The organism is Xanthomonas bonasiae (assembly GCF_017163705.1).
Lineage (GTDB): Bacteria > Pseudomonadota > Gammaproteobacteria > Xanthomonadales > Xanthomonadaceae > Xanthomonas_A > Xanthomonas_A bonasiae.
Genome location: NZ_JAFIWB010000015.1, coordinates 25,610 through 41,303 on the forward strand (window position 1 = coordinate 25,610; position 15,694 = coordinate 41,303).

At 66.5% G+C, this 15,694-nt stretch carries 14 protein-coding genes and 1 pseudogene; 4 read left to right on the top strand and 11 right to left on the bottom strand.

Annotation, left to right across the window (positions count from 1 at the left end; translation table 11 throughout):
• Positions 1 to 159 precede the first annotated feature (159 nt).
• Together JR064_RS13625 and map are read left to right on the top strand one after the other, a co-directional pair.
• Complete coding sequence (locus tag JR064_RS13625) at positions 160 to 372, top strand: ParD-like family protein (RefSeq protein ID WP_179567582.1); 213 nt, start codon at positions 160 to 162, stop codon at positions 370 to 372.
• Positions 369 to 1,145, top strand: a pseudogene (gene map / locus JR064_RS13630) (type I methionyl aminopeptidase). The gene JR064_RS13625 and the pseudogene map overlap by 4 nt, the downstream one beginning before the upstream one ends.
• Positions 1,146 to 1,168: 23 nt before the next feature.
• Here map and JR064_RS13635 read toward each other — a convergent pair.
• From JR064_RS13635 to JR064_RS13650, 4 genes are all read right to left on the bottom strand, one after another.
• Positions 1,169 to 1,360: a hypothetical protein gene (locus JR064_RS13635; protein ID WP_241093056.1), complete on the bottom strand. Its 192-nt coding sequence runs from the start codon at positions 1,358 to 1,360 to the stop codon at positions 1,169 to 1,171.
• 77 nt (positions 1,361 to 1,437) lie between these two features.
• Positions 1,438 to 1,839 carry a hypothetical protein gene (locus JR064_RS13640; protein WP_191825173.1) on the bottom strand — a complete coding sequence of 134 codons (402 nt, stop codon included), beginning with the start codon at positions 1,837 to 1,839 and terminating at the stop codon, positions 1,438 to 1,440.
• Positions 1,820 to 2,326: a hypothetical protein gene (locus tag JR064_RS13645; protein WP_241093057.1), complete on the bottom strand. Its 507-nt coding sequence runs from the start codon at positions 2,324 to 2,326 to the stop codon at positions 1,820 to 1,822. The genes JR064_RS13640 and JR064_RS13645 overlap by 20 nt, the downstream gene beginning before the upstream one ends.
• 27 nt (positions 2,327 to 2,353) lie before the next feature.
• Entirely contained in the window at positions 2,354 to 4,525 is a 2,172-nt protein-coding gene (locus tag JR064_RS13650; RefSeq protein ID WP_338123891.1) for a TonB-dependent siderophore receptor, read from the bottom strand.
• Between the two features lie 600 nt (positions 4,526 to 5,125).
• Between JR064_RS13650 and JR064_RS13655 the strand changes: the two genes are divergently transcribed.
• A complete protein-coding gene (locus JR064_RS13655; RefSeq protein ID WP_206230058.1) occupies positions 5,126 to 5,749 on the top strand; it encodes a Fur family transcriptional regulator in 624 nt (207 codons plus the stop codon).
• A gap of 5 nt (positions 5,750 to 5,754) precedes the next feature.
• Here the strand turns inward: JR064_RS13655 and JR064_RS13660 are convergent, their stop codons facing one another.
• The 5 genes from JR064_RS13660 to JR064_RS13680 all read right to left on the bottom strand — a co-directional run bounded on the left by JR064_RS13660 (position 5,755) and on the right by JR064_RS13680 (position 10,973).
• Positions 5,755 to 6,606 (bottom strand): AraC family transcriptional regulator, encoded by an 852-nt coding sequence (locus tag JR064_RS13660; RefSeq protein ID WP_206230059.1) that lies wholly within the window; start codon positions 6,604 to 6,606, stop codon positions 5,755 to 5,757.
• A gap of 249 nt (positions 6,607 to 6,855) precedes the next feature.
• Positions 6,856 to 7,797, bottom strand: coding sequence for an MBL fold metallo-hydrolase (locus tag JR064_RS13665; protein WP_338123892.1), 942 nt, complete (start codon positions 7,795 to 7,797; stop codon positions 6,856 to 6,858).
• A gap of 128 nt (positions 7,798 to 7,925) precedes the next feature.
• Positions 7,926 to 8,567: a TetR/AcrR family transcriptional regulator gene (locus tag JR064_RS13670; protein ID WP_206230061.1), complete on the bottom strand. Its 642-nt coding sequence runs from the start codon at positions 8,565 to 8,567 to the stop codon at positions 7,926 to 7,928.
• 12 nt (positions 8,568 to 8,579) lie between these two features.
• Positions 8,580 to 10,097, bottom strand: coding sequence for an FAD-dependent monooxygenase (locus tag JR064_RS13675; RefSeq protein WP_206230062.1), 1,518 nt, complete (start codon positions 10,095 to 10,097; stop codon positions 8,580 to 8,582).
• A gap of 396 nt (positions 10,098 to 10,493) precedes the next feature.
• Positions 10,494 to 10,973, bottom strand: coding sequence for a VOC family protein (locus JR064_RS13680; RefSeq protein ID WP_179567564.1), 480 nt, complete (start codon positions 10,971 to 10,973; stop codon positions 10,494 to 10,496).
• Between the two features lie 283 nt (positions 10,974 to 11,256).
• On the opposite strand from JR064_RS13680, the gene JR064_RS13685 reads away from it, so the two are divergent.
• Positions 11,257 to 11,412: a hypothetical protein gene (locus tag JR064_RS13685; RefSeq protein WP_179567562.1), complete on the top strand. Its 156-nt coding sequence runs from the start codon at positions 11,257 to 11,259 to the stop codon at positions 11,410 to 11,412.
• A gap of 319 nt (positions 11,413 to 11,731) precedes the next feature.
• On the opposite strand, the gene JR064_RS13690 is transcribed toward JR064_RS13685, so the two are convergent.
• On the bottom strand, positions 11,732 to 14,905 hold the full coding sequence (locus JR064_RS13690) for a bifunctional cytochrome P450/NADPH--P450 reductase (protein ID WP_206230063.1): 3,174 nt from the start codon (positions 14,903 to 14,905) through the stop codon (positions 11,732 to 11,734).
• Positions 14,902 to 15,606, bottom strand: a complete 705-nt coding sequence (locus JR064_RS13695; protein WP_206230064.1) for a TetR/AcrR family transcriptional regulator — start codon at positions 15,604 to 15,606, stop codon at positions 14,902 to 14,904. The genes JR064_RS13690 and JR064_RS13695 overlap by 4 nt, the downstream gene beginning before the upstream one ends.
• Positions 15,607 to 15,694: the final 88 nt, after the last annotated feature.

The window sequence follows — 15,694 nt, forward strand, 5'->3', positions numbered from 1 at the left end:
TCCCGTCCAGCGCTACGAAATGCAGAAGGAGCGGCGTCCTGCGCATCCGTTGCCGCCGCCCTCGTGCCGGGGATGAGCGCTGCAGTCGCGCGCGAGGCGTGTATTGTTCGCGATATACGAATCGTATATGATTCATGTATCCCGGACACAGGAGCCCCCATGGGCATCGTCAACATCGACGACGAACTGCACGACCAACTGCGCCGCGCCTGTACGGTGACCAGCCGCTCGATCAATGCGCAGGCCACCTTCTGGATCAGGATCGGCATGCTGTGCGAGATGCATCCGGAGCTGTCGTTCCAGGACCTGGTGGCGCGCGAGTTGCGTGCGGCCGGGGTGCAACCGCAGGCGTTGAAATCGGGCCGAGCGTGATCAAGCGGCCGGACGAACTCGCGCTGATGGCCGAGTCCGGCCGACTGCTGGCGCAGGTGTTCCATGCGCTGGACCAGCTGCCGCTGGAAGGCCGCAGCACGCTGGAACTCAACGACTTCGTCGAACGGATGATCGTGGAAGAACTGCACGCGCGGCCGGCCAGCAAGGGCCAGTACGGATTCCCGTTCGTGCTCAACGCTTCGATCGACGACGTGGTCTGCCACGGCGTGCCCTCGGCCGACGACGTGTTGCGCAGCGGCTAGATCGTCAATCTGGACATCACGCTCGAAAAGAACGGCTACATCGCCGATTCCAGCACCACCTACCTGGTGGGCGAGGTCGCCTATCCGGCGCGGCGGCTGGTGCAGGCGACCTATCAGGCGATGTGGAAGGGCATCGCCGCGGTGCGCCCCGGCGCGCGCCTGGGCGACATCGGCCACGCCATCGCCCGCCATGCGCGCGAGCACGGCTACAGCGTGGTGAAGGAATACTGCGGGCACGGCATCGGCCGCGAGATGCACGAAGATCCGCAGATCCTGCACTACGGCCATGCCGGCACCGGGTTGGAACTGCAGGAAGGCATGGTGTTCACCATCGAGCCGATGCTCAACCAGGGCCGCGCGGCGATCCGCGCGCTGCCGGAGCAATGGCCGGTGCATACGCGCGACGGCAAGCTGTCGGCGCAGTTCGAGCACACGGTGGCGGTGACGCGCAGCGGCGTGCGGGTGCTGACGTTGCGGCCCGGCGAGAAGCCGCTTTGCCGGGTCGATTGACGGGGAACGGCAGGAGTTGAGCGCTACGCCGCAGGATCGTCGAAGTCGAAGACCTGCCCGGGCTCGGCGGCGACGAAGCTGGCAGCGGCAACGCCTGCCAGGCGTAGCGCTTCGGACAGTGTCTCGCGCGGCTCCTCGCGGCCTTCGTCGGTCAGTTGGAAGGTGTCCAGTGGAGACCCAGGGCATGCCGGGCAGCCGTATCCTGGAAGACGCACGGCTTCGCCGTGGTCGATGTGCCTGGGCGATGAACGGCGACAGAGCTTACCGGGAGATCGGGCGCCAGCGTGGGCCATCAGCTGGATGGCTCTCCGTCCTTTGGGAGCAGTTCTCCAGCCATCTCTATTGCCTGCTCGCGTGAAGCGGCAAGAAGTAGAGGGTAGCCCCAGAACTTGGCAAAAACGACCGCAAATGCCTTGAAACCAAGACGTTTCGCCGAGTTTGGTTCGACCAGGATCATTGCCAGCACCAGCCTTCGCAATTCGAGCTTGTGCTTCTTCATCCACAGCGCGGTGCGTTTCTTTTCCTCCGGCGAGTGCTCATGGTCTTCAGCAGGTGCGGTATCGGTCAAGAGCACGAATGGCTCCCCGCGCTGCAGATTTTCCTCGAATTCCTCGAAGTCCTTCTGGTGGTCATGTCCGGGTTCTTGGGCAAGATTCATCCAGACCAAAGGGAAGTCAGAACTGTTCATCGACATGGCCGTTTCCTTTGCTTTTGAGGCGACGCCAGGTGGCCGCAATGGCGAACACGCCCGGCAACGTAATGAAGAACACTGCCGAAAAGGCAATGTGCCAACCGTCGCGCAACCCGTCGGAGATGCCTCCGAGGGTATTCAGGACGACAAGCACGCTGCCGAGGGCCAGCGCACCCCACTGATCCTTGCGGGTTCCGATCAGCGCTAGAAGTACCGTGACGATCCAACAACCGTAGAACGCGGAAAACATCCACAGCACGCCGGGCTCAAACGTGATCGCCGGCGTCGCTCCGTGCGCTCTCACAAAGTCGTTTACGTAGAAGAACAACTGGAAGGTGACAAAAAGCACGGCACCAGCGGCTGTCGTCAACCAGAACAAGGCGACCTTGTCTGGGTGGTTCGTGGCCGGGTCTTGTGCGGGGCGCGAGGGGGGCTGAAGAGGCATGGGAGTTTTCTCGATATCAATGGCGATATGTCTGAGGATTTCCAACGGCTGAAGCGTTCGCCTGAGCGCAGATCAATACCGGTAGTTCAGCGTCACCATCACGTTGCGTGGTGCGCCATACCCCACGGTGTCGAAATCGCCTTTCTGTAGCGCGTACTTCCTGTCGAAAACGTTGTTGACGTTGACGGCCACGTTGGTCTGCTTGGTGATGGAGTAGCGCCCCATCAGTGATGCCAGGGCATAAGACCCCTGTTCCCCGCCCAGCGAACTGGTGCCGGTATTGGGCGCCTGGTAGAAGCGGCTTTGCCATTTGACGCCTCCGCCCAGCGTCAACTTGCTCCACTCTCCGGGCAACTGGTAGCTGGTGAAAAGCTGGGCCGTGGTGCGCGGCAATTGCGAATTCAAGCGCACGCCATCGCCATCTTGCGCCGTGAAATGGGCGATCCCTGCGTAGATGTTCCAGCCATGCGCCAACTCGCCCTGCAGGTCCAGCTCGATCCCGCGTGACTTCGTCCCATCCGCGCCTCGATAGGCTTGGCCACCGGCTGGCGTATAGGTTCCTGCGACCATCTGCGCCGCGTTGTCCAGCTCGGTCTCGAACAAGGCCACCGACGCATTCAGACGCCCGTCCATGTAAGCGCCTTTGAGGCCGATTTCCTTGGTCTTTCCCTTCGCCGGCGTGAGCACGTTGCCCCTGCTGTCGCGATAGTCGGTTTGCGGATTGAAGATGCCCGTGTAGCTCACGTAGGCCGAATAGGTCTTGTCGATGTCGTAGACCACGCCGGCATACGGGGTGAATTCACTGCGCTTCTTGTAGTGCAACGACGAGCCACCGACGACGTCGTCGATTTCGTAGTTGCTGAAGCGGCCGCCGACAATGAGTTTCAGAGGCTCGGCCAGCGAGAACCGGGCGGCGCCATAGACACCGCTCTGCTTGATTCGGGTGCGGGTCGGTATCCAAGCCATGGCATCGAAGTCGGGGCGCGGATAGGCTGGACTCAGCGCATAGACATTGACCGGCGCAAAGCCGGGATAGAACGGAGCGACATCCTCCTGGCCGGCCGTGCGGCGCGAACGCGTCGCTCCCACCACCAGGTCATGCTGGCGGCCAAACAGTTCGACGGGGCCGCTCGCCATCACGTCGAAGGTGTTTTGACGGCTGCGACCTTCGGACGCCAGTGCTACCGGATACGCCCCGTAGGGATAGGTGCCCAGTCCCGTGGCGCGATCGGGGCGGCCGATCAGGCCGAGGAGTTCGGCATCGTAGTCGGTGCGGTACTGGTTGGCGACGGCCCGGAGTTTCCACCCGTTGTCGAAGCGGTGTTCGATCTCGGCAAACGCCGTCTTGAGGGCGTTGTCCCAATGGCTCCAGTCCTGCGCGTAGTTCCTGGAACGTGAGTACTCCGCCTGCGTGCCGTCGCTGAACCACAGCGGCAACCCTCCCCAGGTGGAGCCCTTCGGCGTGATGTCCTGGTAGTCATAGCCCAGGCTCACCGTCGTGTCCGCTGTCAGATTTGCCTCGATGATGCCGTAGAACGACTTCCTCTTCGGCTTGTAGCCGTCGATGTACGCGTGTCCGTCCTGGTACGTCCCCACCATGCGCGCGCGAATGCGGCCGTCCTCGGTCAACGGCACCGAGATGTCGCCCATGCCCCGGTAGGTGTCCCAACTCCCGGCACCAAGCGAGGCGGCTGCCGAGAAGTCGCGGGTCGGTCGTTTGCGCACCAGGTTGATGGCGGCCGAGGGATTGCCGGTGCCGGTCAGCAAGCCGGAGCCGCCGCGCACGACCTCGACACGATCATAGAACGCGGTATCGAGGGAACCGATGCCGCTTCCGTTGACGATGTCGCCGACGACGGTGGGAATGCCGTCGTACTGAACGTTGTTGATCAGGAAACCACGCGAATAGAAACTCGTTCGTTCGCTGTCGGACTGGTACGACGCGACGCCCGTGGCGTTCTCCAACACGCCCTGCACCGAATTCAACTGTTGATCGTCCATGCGCTGGCGCGTGATCACCGTCAGCGCCTGTGGTGTTTCCTGCAGGGACAGCGGCAGGTGCGTCGCCGCCGCAGTTTCGCCCGTGGTGTAGGAGCCGGTACCTTCGGTGGTCGCCGTATCCCTGCGGCCCGTTACGGTAATGGCCGGGAAGGTTGTCTCCTCTTGAGAGGTCCCCTCTGGCTTGGTTTGGATCTGCGCTGGCTCGGCGGCGAATGCGCCCTGCGCGCCAATGAAAACGGCCACCGCAACCGCCGAGCCAAGCACGGTGCGGGGCGCGCTCCTGATGGCGGCCTTGTACCGCCCACCCAGAGGAGGATGAGCGGCGCACGCTGTGCGCCTATCGATTGGCCAACGGGACTTCCCAACAGGTGTGAGGGCGGACATCAACAATACTCATTCGCATTTGGACGCCGTATTTAACAATGCGGACACAGGGGAGTCATGGCGAAACCAGGCCAGATTGTTATTCAGTTAGGCCAAGCGCGATGACGCTCGACAAGATGGCCGCAATGAAAAATAGTTTGACCTGGTTTCGCAATGTGACGTCCAGCCGGCGCGGGTACGCTGCGCTCGATCGTGGTTTGCCACGCCTCAGCCCAGCCGGCTTGGCCGGCCGAACAAGCGCTTTGTTCTTATCCAGGAATCCCCTATGTCCCCCCTTCGTCTTTGTATGCCGACGATGCAGTCGGCCAAGCGCGCCTCTTACCCCGGTAGTCGTTGAGAGGAGCACATGAGTACCGCCGCCGTCTCCCGTGCCAAACCCACTGCCACAAGCGGCGTCGGCCTCGTCGTGGTCCCGATGCCTTGCGCATCGCCCGCAGCAGTGGCGCTGGACACCACGCCATGCCGCTATTGCCGGTTCCGACGATCCGCGCCTTGGGCTGGCTGTGGCCGGCTTCCATCGGTCGCAAGAACCCGCCGTCAGGCAAACGCATGATGAAGCGCACCGCAGCAGCCGATCCCGCGACCGCATCGCCGACGTCGTCTCAGGAACAACGGTTGGCGACGAGCCGGCTGCGACCGACGATCGCTCGTACCAGCGTCCTGAACGTGCTGGAGCAGGCGACACCGAGCTGTCTCGATGCCAGCCAGATGTATCGCATCCTCAGCACGCAATCCGACAGCCTCGCGCCGGGATCGGTCTACCGGGCGCTGAACGATCTATGGACCGCTGGGTTGTTGGTTCGCACCGAAGGCGCACGTGGGCGCGCGTTCTATGCCATCAGGCCGGAAGCGCTGAACGACCAGCACGACACGCTGCGCTGCCAGTGCGGCGCGCGGCTGGTTTTCATCGAAGACCTGGCGTTGCATGAACACCTGCGGTCGCTGGCATCCGGGCAGGGCTTCGCTCTCGACGAGGAGTCGGTCTTCACCATCACCACGACGTGTGCGCAATGTCGGCCACTGCGCAAGGAAGGACAGCAGGCGACAGAGGGCGGCCGGTGGTCCCGGGCCAGGACGGCCTGATCCAGTCAGGGCGAGGTTTCATCGGGGAGCATGATGCCGGGCACGGAAGCAAGCTCGGCGCCGCTCATGCGATCGGAGAGGTAGCGTGCCGGAGGCTTGCCCACGGCCTTGCGGAACATGGTGACGAACCCGCTGGCGTTTTCGTACCCCAGCTCCAATGCCACCGTTTGCACGCTTTCACCCTTGGTCAAACGTTGCAGCGCAAGGATCACATGCAGCTGCCGACGCCAGCGTCCGAAGCTCATTCCGATTTCGTGCAGCAGAAGACGGCTCATGCTTCGCTCGCTCATGCCGATGCGAACAGCCCAATTGGCCTTCGAGGTTTTGTCGGTGGGATCGGCCAGCATCATTTCCGCGAGGCGGCGCAATCGCGTGTCGCGCGGCATGGGCAGATGCAGGCCTTCCACCGGTGCTGCCACCAACTCGTCGAGCAATGCGGCAATCAACCGTTCCTCCCGTCCCCCCAGCGCGTATAGCTCCGGAAAACCGGCCACCTTCAACAGCAACTCGCGTAGCAATGGCGATACCGAGATCGTGCAACAGGTCTTCGGAAGATCCGGTGCGGCGTCTGGCTCGACGAACAGGCAATAGCATTCCGTTTCGCCCGCCCCCCGCGCCGCGTGCGGCAAGTCTCCCGGTATCCAGATGGCGCACTGCGGCGGCACGATCCAGACGCCGTCTTCGATTTCGCAGTTGAGGATGCCGCGTACGGAGTAGATCAGCTGCGCCTTGCGGTGCTGATGCCTCGCATTTTCCCAGTCCTTTGTTACCCATGTGGCACTCAAGGCCACAACGGGCCGCGAGACGCTGTCGACGTCCCTGGGCACAGTTAGATCGGTGATTGCGATGCTCGACATGTTGTCTCGCAGAGCCTCGGATGGAAGAGGAGGCTTTGGCCTAATCGAAAAATATAATTGCCAGCTTGCTCAATTAAGTCTAGCTGCTCCGCAGACAAGGTGCGATCAGCCATGCTGACCATTCCTTGCGTTCGTGGCCTGGCTCCTCCTGGCTGGGGTGACGCACACGGCGTTCGGGTGCTGAAGTTGCGGCCTGGGAAGAAGCCGCTTCGCCAGATCGATTGACGAGGAAACGGCAGGCGCGCAGCGCTACGCCGCAGGATCGTCGAAGTCGAAGACCTGCCCGGGCTCGGCGGCGACGAAGCTGGCAGCGGCAGCGCCTGCCAGGCGTAGCGCTTCGGACAGTTTCTCGCGCGGCTCCTCGCGGCCTTCGTCGGTGAGTTGGAAGGTGCCCCAGTGAATGCCCAAGGCATGCCGGGCGCCAGTGTCCTGGAAAATGCGCACGGCTTCGGCGGGGTCGATGTGCTGGGGCGCCATGAACCAGCGCGGCGCGTAGGCGCCGATGGGGATCAAGGCCACATCGGGTGCGCCGTGCCTGGCGCGGATCTCGCGAAAGATGGCGCCATCGCCGTAGCCGGTATCGCCGGCGAACCAGACGGAACCGCGCGCGGTCTGGATGAAGAAGCCGCACCACAGCGCCATCCTGCGGTCGCGCACGCCGCGGCTCGACCAGTGGTTGGCGCGGGTGAGGATCACTGCCGCGGTGTCGCCGATCGGCAGCCGATCGTGCCAGTCGCCGGTTGCGATCCGTGCATCGGGAACGCTGTTGCGCAGCAGGAGATCGTTGCCCAGCGGCATCACGAACAGCGGGCGATGCGCTCGATGCAGCTTGCGCAAGGTCGCGATGTCGAAGTGATCGTAGTGGTTGTGGCTCAGCAGGACTGCATCGATCGGCGGCAGGTCAGAGAACTTCACGCCCGGTGCCGTGACCCGCTTGGGGCCGGCGATCTGCGAAGGGCTTGCGCGCTGCGACCAGACCGGGTCGGTGAGCAGGTTGATGCCGGCCATCTGGATCAGCAGCGTGGCATGGCCGACCATGGTGACGCGGATGCGATCGCTCCGCTGCGCAGGAACGGTGGGCGTCACCGCTACCTGCGCGGGCCAGCGCACCGCGCCCATGGCGGCTTTCCAGCGCAGCACGTTTGCCAACGAGTTGTCGATGGTCGGCTGGCCTGGATTGAAGAAGCGCACCCCGTCGAAGTGGTCGCTGACGGGGCCGCTGTAGTAGGGGTTTTTCATCGGAAAGGTGATCGGTGCGAAGGGGGGGGCGATGGCGCAGGCAGAGCGGCGAGGAAGGGGGCGGGAAGCCCGACTTCGGCTTATCCGACACCGGCTCTCGGCTCGATTCCGTGCAACAGCAACCGCCCATGCTGTTCGGCCAGCGCGCCGAGATCCGGCGCGTGCGCGCTGTCGCTGCCGAAGACCTGGTGGAACAGCATCGCCATCATCATCGGCCCCATGATCGACAGCACGTAGAGCTTGGGATCGCCGGGGGGGGCCGCGCCGCGGGCCTGGGCCTTTTCGATGATGCCGGCGACGGTGGACATCACCCGGTCGATGGCTTCGGCGTGCCAGATGCGGGCCAGTTCCGGAAACGCGCGGCTCTCGCCGATCACCATGCGCACGATCGCGGGCAGGCGTTGGTCGCCCATGCGCTCGGCGGCGCGCGTCAGCAGCAGGGTGGTGAGTTCGGCGAGCCCGCCTTCGAAGGTGGCGGCGGCGGCCTCGATCGGGGCGAGGTTGGTCAGCAGCCCATGGCGCACGACCGCGGCGAACAGGTCCTGCTTGTTGTCGAAGTACAGGTACAGCGTGCCTTTCGCCACGCCCGCGCGTTTGGCCACGTCCGCCAGCTTGGTCTCGGCAAAGCCGTTCTCGGCGAAGGCGTCGAGCGCGGCGCTCAGGATCTCCGCAGGGCGGTCGTCCTTGCGGCGTTTCCATTTGGGTGTCGTCGGTTGCGTCATGCGGTCTCGATGCTAGTGCAGGCTGTATCCGTGGGACACACGATACGCATCCAGCGCCGTGAGTGATGCATCGGCCGCGGCGAAGGCGACATAGCCGTCGGGGCGCAGCAGATAGGCCGCGTCCTGCGCGAAGCCGGCAGCGTGATGTTCGGGCTGCCATGCGAAGACGCGCAGGACGATGTCGCGGGCGTCGCACCAAGCATCCAGCTCGGGCGGCGCGCTGCCGTAAACGTGCAACTGCCAGCCGATCTGCGGCAAGGGCGCGTAGTTGTCGGCGTCGGCGGTCTGCACCCACGGCAGGCGATCGCCGCCTTCGACGGCGCCGGCCCTGCCGGCGCTCAACGGGCTGTCCCGATAGTGCAGCATCGTCTGCGACACGGTGCGGAACATCAGCTCGCTGACGTTGCGCAGCCGGTAGGCCAGGCTGGCCAGGGTCGGGGCGATGTAGGTCCTGACGAAACCGGCGACGCTGCCTTCGGCGGTGACCAGGGTGAAGGCGCGGTCGGTGGTATTGACCAGGCTGCGCGCGAACGCCTGCCGTTCGGCGGCGTAGCTGTCGAGCACGGCGTCGGACGCGCGGCCCTCGAGCACGTCGGCGAGTTTCCAGGACAGGTTGATGGCATCGAGGATGCCGGTGTTCATGCCCTGGCCGCCGACCGGGCTGTGGACGTGCGCGGCATCGCCGAGCAGGAACACACGGCCGTGGCGGAAGCTGTCGGCGACGCGATGGTGCACGCGATAGGTCGAGAACCAGTTGACCTGGTCGATGCGCACGCCGAGATTGCGGATGGCGTCCTGGCTGACGTCGCCGAAGGTCAGGCTCTCCGCCCGGTCGGCGCGCTCGTCGCGCACGGTGCCGATCAGCCGGTAGTGCCCGGTCTTGCTGTAGGCCAGCACGAGGATGAAATCGCCGTCGCCGAGTGCGATATGCGCTTCGTCCATCGACTGCAGGCCGCCGAGTTCCACGTCGGCGACATAGAACACCTGCCTGTAGGTGCCGCCTTCGAAACCGATGCCGAGTTGATGACGCACCGGCGAGCGTGCGCCGTCGCAGGCCGCCAGATAGCGCACCTCCGCGGCCTGCTCGCTGCCGTCGGGCAGGCGCAGGCGCGCGGCGACGCGATCGCCGTGGTCATCGAAGGAGAGCAGTTCGGTGTTGCGCTCGACGGCGACGCCCAGCGACTGGAGTTGGGCGATCAGCAGGCGCTCGTGCTGGTCCTGCGGGTACACCAGCACGAAGGGGTAGGGCGAGATGCCCGCCGCGGAATCCTGCAGCGCGATCCGCGCGCGGCGCTTGCCGCGCGCCCACAGGTTCATCGCCGGGGTGCGATGGCCGGCGGCGACGACCGCGTCCGCAATGCCCACCTGGCGGTACAGCTCGAGGGTGCGCGCCTGCACTGCCATGGCACGCGAGGTCTCGCCCGGGCCGGCGCTCTTGTCGATGAGGCGCACGCCCACCCCCTGCCGGGTCAGCCACAACGCCAGAGTGAGTCCGGTAGGACCGGCGCCCACGATCAGTACTTCGGCCATGGCATGCTTCCTCGATATAAATGACCAGCGGGCCATTTATTGCAGGCCCAGGTCTGGGAGTCAAGCAACGGCCGCTGGGCGGACGCATGACGTTCCCAAAGCGACGCAAATCGGAGCCTGCTTGTGCCGATGCGGCGATGACGGCGTTCCATGTCCGCAGAAAATGCGGCGATCGTGCGTACGGCCATGGCCTCGCCTGTTCGGCGGCTTCATCACCGGCAAGTGGCGGCGCTGGCCGAATGCGACAGCGACACCGCATTACGCGGCATCGCGGAACGGGCGCAGCGTGGCGTGCTGCGCAGATCCCTGGCGGGAGACGCAGCACCAGCTACGAGATGGTGGCGGGAGACGAGCGTCGTTCGCGGCGGCGGACCGGATCGCGGGCCACAGGCGGGCTCAGCCGCGCCGCGCGGCTTCGATCGCGGCGATGTCGATCTTGATCATGCCCATCATCGCCTCGAACGCGCGCCTGGCCACCGCCGGATCGGGATCGGTGACCGCGGCGGTCAGCACGCGCGGGGTGATCTGCCACGACACGCCCCACTTGTCCTTGCACCAGCCGCAGGCGTTTTCCTGGCCGCCGTTGCCGACGATGGCGTTCCACAGGCGGTCGGTCTCGGCCTGGTCGTCGGTCGCCACCTGGAACGAGAACGCCTGGCTATGCGGGAACGCAGGGCCGGCATTGAGGCCGAGGCAGGGGATGCCGAGCACGCTGAACTCGACCGTCAGCACGTCGCCCTGCTTGCCGGCAGGGTAGTCGCCGGGCGCGTGATGCACCGCCTTTACCGCACTGTCGGGAAAGGTCTCGGCGTAGAACGTTGCGGCCTCCAGCGCGGTGCCGTCGAACCAGAGGCAAATGGTGTTCTTGCTGATCATCTGGACTCTCCTGAATGGACAGGGATGCCGCATCGAATGGCGTGGCCGCTGCGCGACAGGGACAGCCGTGGCGCGCATGCGCTGCGACGCGCCACGCTGCCGGCACGTGCCGCTGGCTGCTACGGCACGATTAGGCGACGGATGGCGCAGGAAGGCATGTCGCACGGCAGCATGGCGCATGCGGGCCGGCGCGGGCCGCGGGCCGTCGAGGCGGGCACGGGCTAGCAAGCCCTTCACCTGCGGTGTGGTGTTTTAGAGGCCGCACAACCACACGGAGCTTTGCATGGACACCACGCTGATGCCATGGGTCGCCGGACTGTTCATCCTGTTCGTCGGATCGGCCTTCTATCTGGTCACCCGGGCCAAGAAGAATCGCGACCGCCCGGCTAAGGACGCAGCCGCGACGAAGTCCGGCGACGATGCGTCGCTGAAGAAGTAGCGTTGCATGGGCGGCGTGCGCATGGCGCGCTGCCGCGAGCGTCCTATCGCGATGCGGCACTCCGAATGCTGCCGCTGTTGCGGTCTCCCCGCCTGCAATCGGATGTGAGAACGCCACGCTGATCGCGCGCGCCGCGCGTGTGGAGGAATCCAGCCTGGCTTGGCGTCGCGTTGACCATCGCACAAGGCGATGTCAGGTCCGTGCGCTGTCCCGAACGAACGCCTTCAGTGCAGCCGCAAGCCAGGCCGCCCCGGACGAGCACAGTCGTGTGCCGCAGCCTCCGTTGCTGTCCGCCAGGCGACCCTGGCCGTCCTCGCCGTCACGAGAAAATGTCCGCCACGTAGCGGCCGTGCTCGCGTTCGATGCGGTCGGCCCAGGCGCTGGCGTCCTCGGCGCTGACGCCCATGCTGTCGCGATAGATGCGCACGAAGGTGTCGCGCACCGCCGGCGCCATGTGCTCGCCGTCGCCGCACACGAACACGGTGGCGCCTTGCTGGAACAGCGCCGATACGCGCTCGCGGTCCTGCCACATGCGGTGCTGGACATAGGCCACGCCGTCCTGCGGCGCCTGCGAGAAGGCCAGGCGGACATCGACCACGCCCATGTCCTGCCAGCGTTGCAATTCGTCCTTGTACAGGCAGTCGACGTCGGGATGGTCGATGCCGAAGAACAGCAAGGCGTAGCCGACCTCGCGCCCGCCCGCCTTCTGGATCGCGCGTTCCTGCAGGAAGCCATGGAACGGGGCGATGCCGCTGCCGGCGCAGACCAGGATGATCGGCGTGGCCGGATCTTCCGGCGGGTGGAAGCTCGCCTGCGAAGGCCGCACCGCGACCGACACCAGCGCGCCTGCTTCGAGACCTGCCAGATAGGTGGAGGCCACGCCGCGGCGTCGCCCGATCCCCGACAGCGCCGGCGCGTCGAGCACGGCCACGGTCAGCGAACACTGCGCCGGGTCGCGCAGCGGCGAGGAGGAAATGGAATATTGCCGCGCGCGCATGGCCGGAAGCGCGCCGAGAAACGCGCCCAGCGCCAGTTCGCAGGCGGGGAAGCGCTCCAGCAGATCGAGCAGGCTGGTCTTCCTGGCGAGCACCTCGTCGGTATAGGCCGGCTCGGCGGCCAGCGTTTCCAGTGCGGCGCGATCGGGCGGGCAACGCGTGGCGGCGGCCAGTTGCGCGACCTGCGCGCGCGTGGCCGGTTGCGCCAGTTCCACGTAGTCGGCGAGCACCTGCGCCAGCGCGACCGGATAGCCGCTGGGCAGGCCGGATGCGGCACCAGGCCGCTGGCCGATGATGACCTGGGTATCGCTGGCCAGGCCGAAGCGCCGCAGCACGCGCTCGACCTGCGCGGCGGGGTTGCGCGGCAGCACCGCGAGATAGTCGCCGGTGCGGTAGCGCATGCCCTCGGGCAGGGCGATCTCGATGTGGCGCTTGGAGCGCGCGAACGGTGCGGACATGTCGACCAATTCGCGATTGTCGACGATGCGCCCGTGGTCGAGTTCGGTCAGCCGCAACGCGCCGAGCCGTGCGGCCGGCACGATCTGCACCTCCAGCGCCTGCGCGGTGTGCTCCTGCGTCGCCTTGCCCAGCGCCTGGCCGAGGTCCGGCCACAGTCCGGCGTACCAGGCATCGAAGCCGCCGAAGAAATCGCCGCCGGCGTCGGTTTCGCCGCGGGGTCTGACGCGTGCGGCACCGGCCGCCTCCAGCGCGGCATCGACCCGTTTCGGAATCGCCTGGTAGGTGCGCGCCCATTGCCGGTTGCCGGATCCGAACACGGTGTAGCGCACGCCGGCCAGATCGCCGGGGGCCAGCCCTTCCACCCACGCGAGGAAGCGGCGCGCATTGTCCGGTGGCTGGCCTTCGTAGGACGAGGTGACCACCACCACCGCGCGATCACGCGGCAGGCGGCCGACATGGTCGTCCAGCGGCGCGACCACCGGCGCATAGCCCTGCGCTGCGGCGTCGCCGCCGATGCGCTGCGCGAACGCCTCGCACGAGCCGGAATTGCCGCCGTACAGCACCAGTAGTGGCGTCCCCGCTGCCGTGCTGGCGGGGGCCGGCGTGGCGGCCGGCGCCAGGACTTTCTGCGGTGCGGACGGCACCGCGCTGCGGCGGCGCAGGGCGAGGTCGTCGCGCCGGCGTGCGCGGATGCGGAAGCCGTCCGGTTTCAACGTCAGGGTCTCCGCGACGTCGAGCTGGTAGTTCGGATCGACCTGGTCCAGGTCGAAACGTTGCAGGATCATGCTCAGCACCAGCTGCGCCTCCTGCATCGCGAAGCCGCGCCCGATGCAGGCGCGCGCGCCGTTGCCGAACGGTTTCCAGGCATTGGGCGGGAGCCGTTCGGCCGCGTCGGGCGCGAAGCGCTCCGGCCGGAAGGCCTCCGGATCCTCCCACACCTTCGGATCCCGGTGCAGGGTGGGAATCAGCACGAGCAGGGTGTCCTGCGGCGTCACCGCATAGCGGCCGGCCAGCGTGGTCGCCTCGCGCGCCGCGACCGCGAACGCCGGGGCGGTCGGCCACAGCCGCAGGGTTTCCTGCAGGATCTGCTCGATGTAGCGCAGTCTGGCCAGGTCCTCGACCTGCGGCGGCTGCGTGCCCAGCGCGGCGTCCACCGCCTCGCGCGCGCGCGCCATCGCCGCCGGGTGGCGCAGCAGCAGATACAGCGCGAACGACAGCAGGCCGCTGGTGGTCTCGTGGCCGGCGATCAGGAAGGTCACCATCTGGTAGCGGATGTTCTCGTCCGACAGCGCCTCGCCGGTCGCCTGGTCGCGTCCGTACAGCATCAGGTTGAGCAGGTCGTCGCGCGCGGCCGCGTCCGGGTCGGCCCGGCGCTCGGCGATCAAGGTGTCGGCGACGCCGCGGATCATCGCCAGGTCGGCCTCGTAGCGGCGCCGGCCGGGCGCGAGCAGGCGGTTGGCGATGTCGGGCCGGCGCGCGCGCGATCCGGCCTCGGCCAACGCGCCCACCATCGCCGCGACGAAGGGGTGCATCTCGTTCTGGTAGAAGCTGTTGAAGCGGTAGTCGAAGGCGCACAACGCGATCGTGTCGAGCGTCAGCCTGGTCATGTTGTCGGCCACGTCGATCACCGCGTCCGGGCCGAACCGCTCCCAGCGCTGCAGCATCTGTTCGGCGATGTCCTCCATGCGCCCGAACATCGCGCGTACGCCGATCGGACCGAACGCGGGCATCAGCAGCCGGTGCGCCTTGGCCCAGTTGGGTTCGTCGTTGTAGGCGGTGAACAGGCCGTCGCCGCCGAGGTCGCGCAACGTCTGCAGCGGCCGGTGCAACTTCTTCTCGAAGCGGGTCTCGTCGCAGACCTCGTCCACCAGGTCCTGTCCGCTCAGCACGGTCAGCGACAGCGGTCCGCTGTTCAGGCGAAAGATCGGGCCGTGCACCTTGGCCAGCCGCATCAGGCTCTGCACCGGCGCATCGCCATCGAGATGGTGGAAATTGCCGAGCAGCGGCAGCGAACGCGGTTGCGGGATGGTCTGCGTCATGGGGTGCCTTCCTGGGGAGCGTGCAGTGGCGCGACCGGCGCGCGACCGGTGTCGCGATGCGGGGAATGCAGCAGGGTGGCGAGGACGGTGTCGACCAGCCGCGCCCGCGCCTCGCCGGCCGCGATCTCCGGGGCCAGCCGCGCCAGCAGCTGCGGGAACTCCGGCGGCTGGCTCAGCATGCTGTTGAGCAGGACGAAGAACAGCGCCGGATGCGTCGCCTTCACGATGCCGGCTTCGATGCCGGCAAGGATCAGAGCATGGCCGGCCTCGTAGGAGGGACGCAGCAGGCGTTCGGCGACGACGGTGGCGCGCTCTGGGCGTTCGGACACCACGCGCGCGACGAAGTCGCGGACCGCGGGGTTGGCCTCGTAGAAGGCGGCCATGATCAGGATGGCGTCCGTCAGCCGCTCGTGCAGCGGGCGCTGGTCGTGGCGGGTCAGCGTCGCCATGGCGTCGAGGCGCGGGACGACGTCCTGCGCGAGCTGGTTCACGCAGGCGTTCCACAGCTCGGCCTTGCTGCCGAAATGCACGCGCACCAGGCTCGGGCTCACCCCTGCGGCGGCGGCGATGGTTCGGATATCGGCCCGCTCGAAGCCGTACCGGGCGAAGCTGGCGGTGGCCGCCGCCAGCAGTGCCTGGCGGCCGTCGGCCTGATCCTTGCCCGGGCGGCCGCGGGGGCGCGGGGGTGGCTTTGTCGCCATGGTCGGCGTTCCTGCGTAAATGTTCAGTTGTACATTTAATGGCAGTCGGCGGCCTTTGCAACTTGGCCGTTCAGCAGGCAGAGCGTTT

Bases quoted from the DNA above. Each gene is read 5' to 3' on its own strand.
- JR064_RS13625 (WP_179567582.1), top strand. From the start codon at position 160: ATGGGCATCGTCAACATCGACGACGAACTGCACGACCAACTGCGCCGC.
- JR064_RS13640 (WP_191825173.1), bottom strand. From the start codon at position 1,839: ATGTCGATGAACAGTTCTGACTTCCCTTTGGTCTGGATGAATCTTGCC.
- JR064_RS13655 (WP_206230058.1), top strand. From the start codon at position 5,126: ATGCCGCTATTGCCGGTTCCGACGATCCGCGCCTTGGGCTGGCTGTGG.
- JR064_RS13660 (WP_206230059.1), bottom strand. From the start codon at position 6,606: ATGTCGAGCATCGCAATCACCGATCTAACTGTGCCCAGGGACGTCGAC.
- JR064_RS13670 (WP_206230061.1), bottom strand. From the start codon at position 8,567: ATGACGCAACCGACGACACCCAAATGGAAACGCCGCAAGGACGACCGC.
- JR064_RS13675 (WP_206230062.1), bottom strand. From the start codon at position 10,097: ATGGCCGAAGTACTGATCGTGGGCGCCGGTCCTACCGGACTCACTCTG.
- JR064_RS13680 (WP_179567564.1), bottom strand. From the start codon at position 10,973: ATGATCAGCAAGAACACCATTTGCCTCTGGTTCGACGGCACCGCGCTG.
- JR064_RS13685 (WP_179567562.1), top strand. From the start codon at position 11,257: ATGGACACCACGCTGATGCCATGGGTCGCCGGACTGTTCATCCTGTTC.
- JR064_RS13690 (WP_206230063.1), bottom strand. From the start codon at position 14,905: ATGACGCAGACCATCCCGCAACCGCGTTCGCTGCCGCTGCTCGGCAAT.
- JR064_RS13695 (WP_206230064.1), bottom strand. From the start codon at position 15,606: ATGGCGACAAAGCCACCCCCGCGCCCCCGCGGCCGCCCGGGCAAGGAT.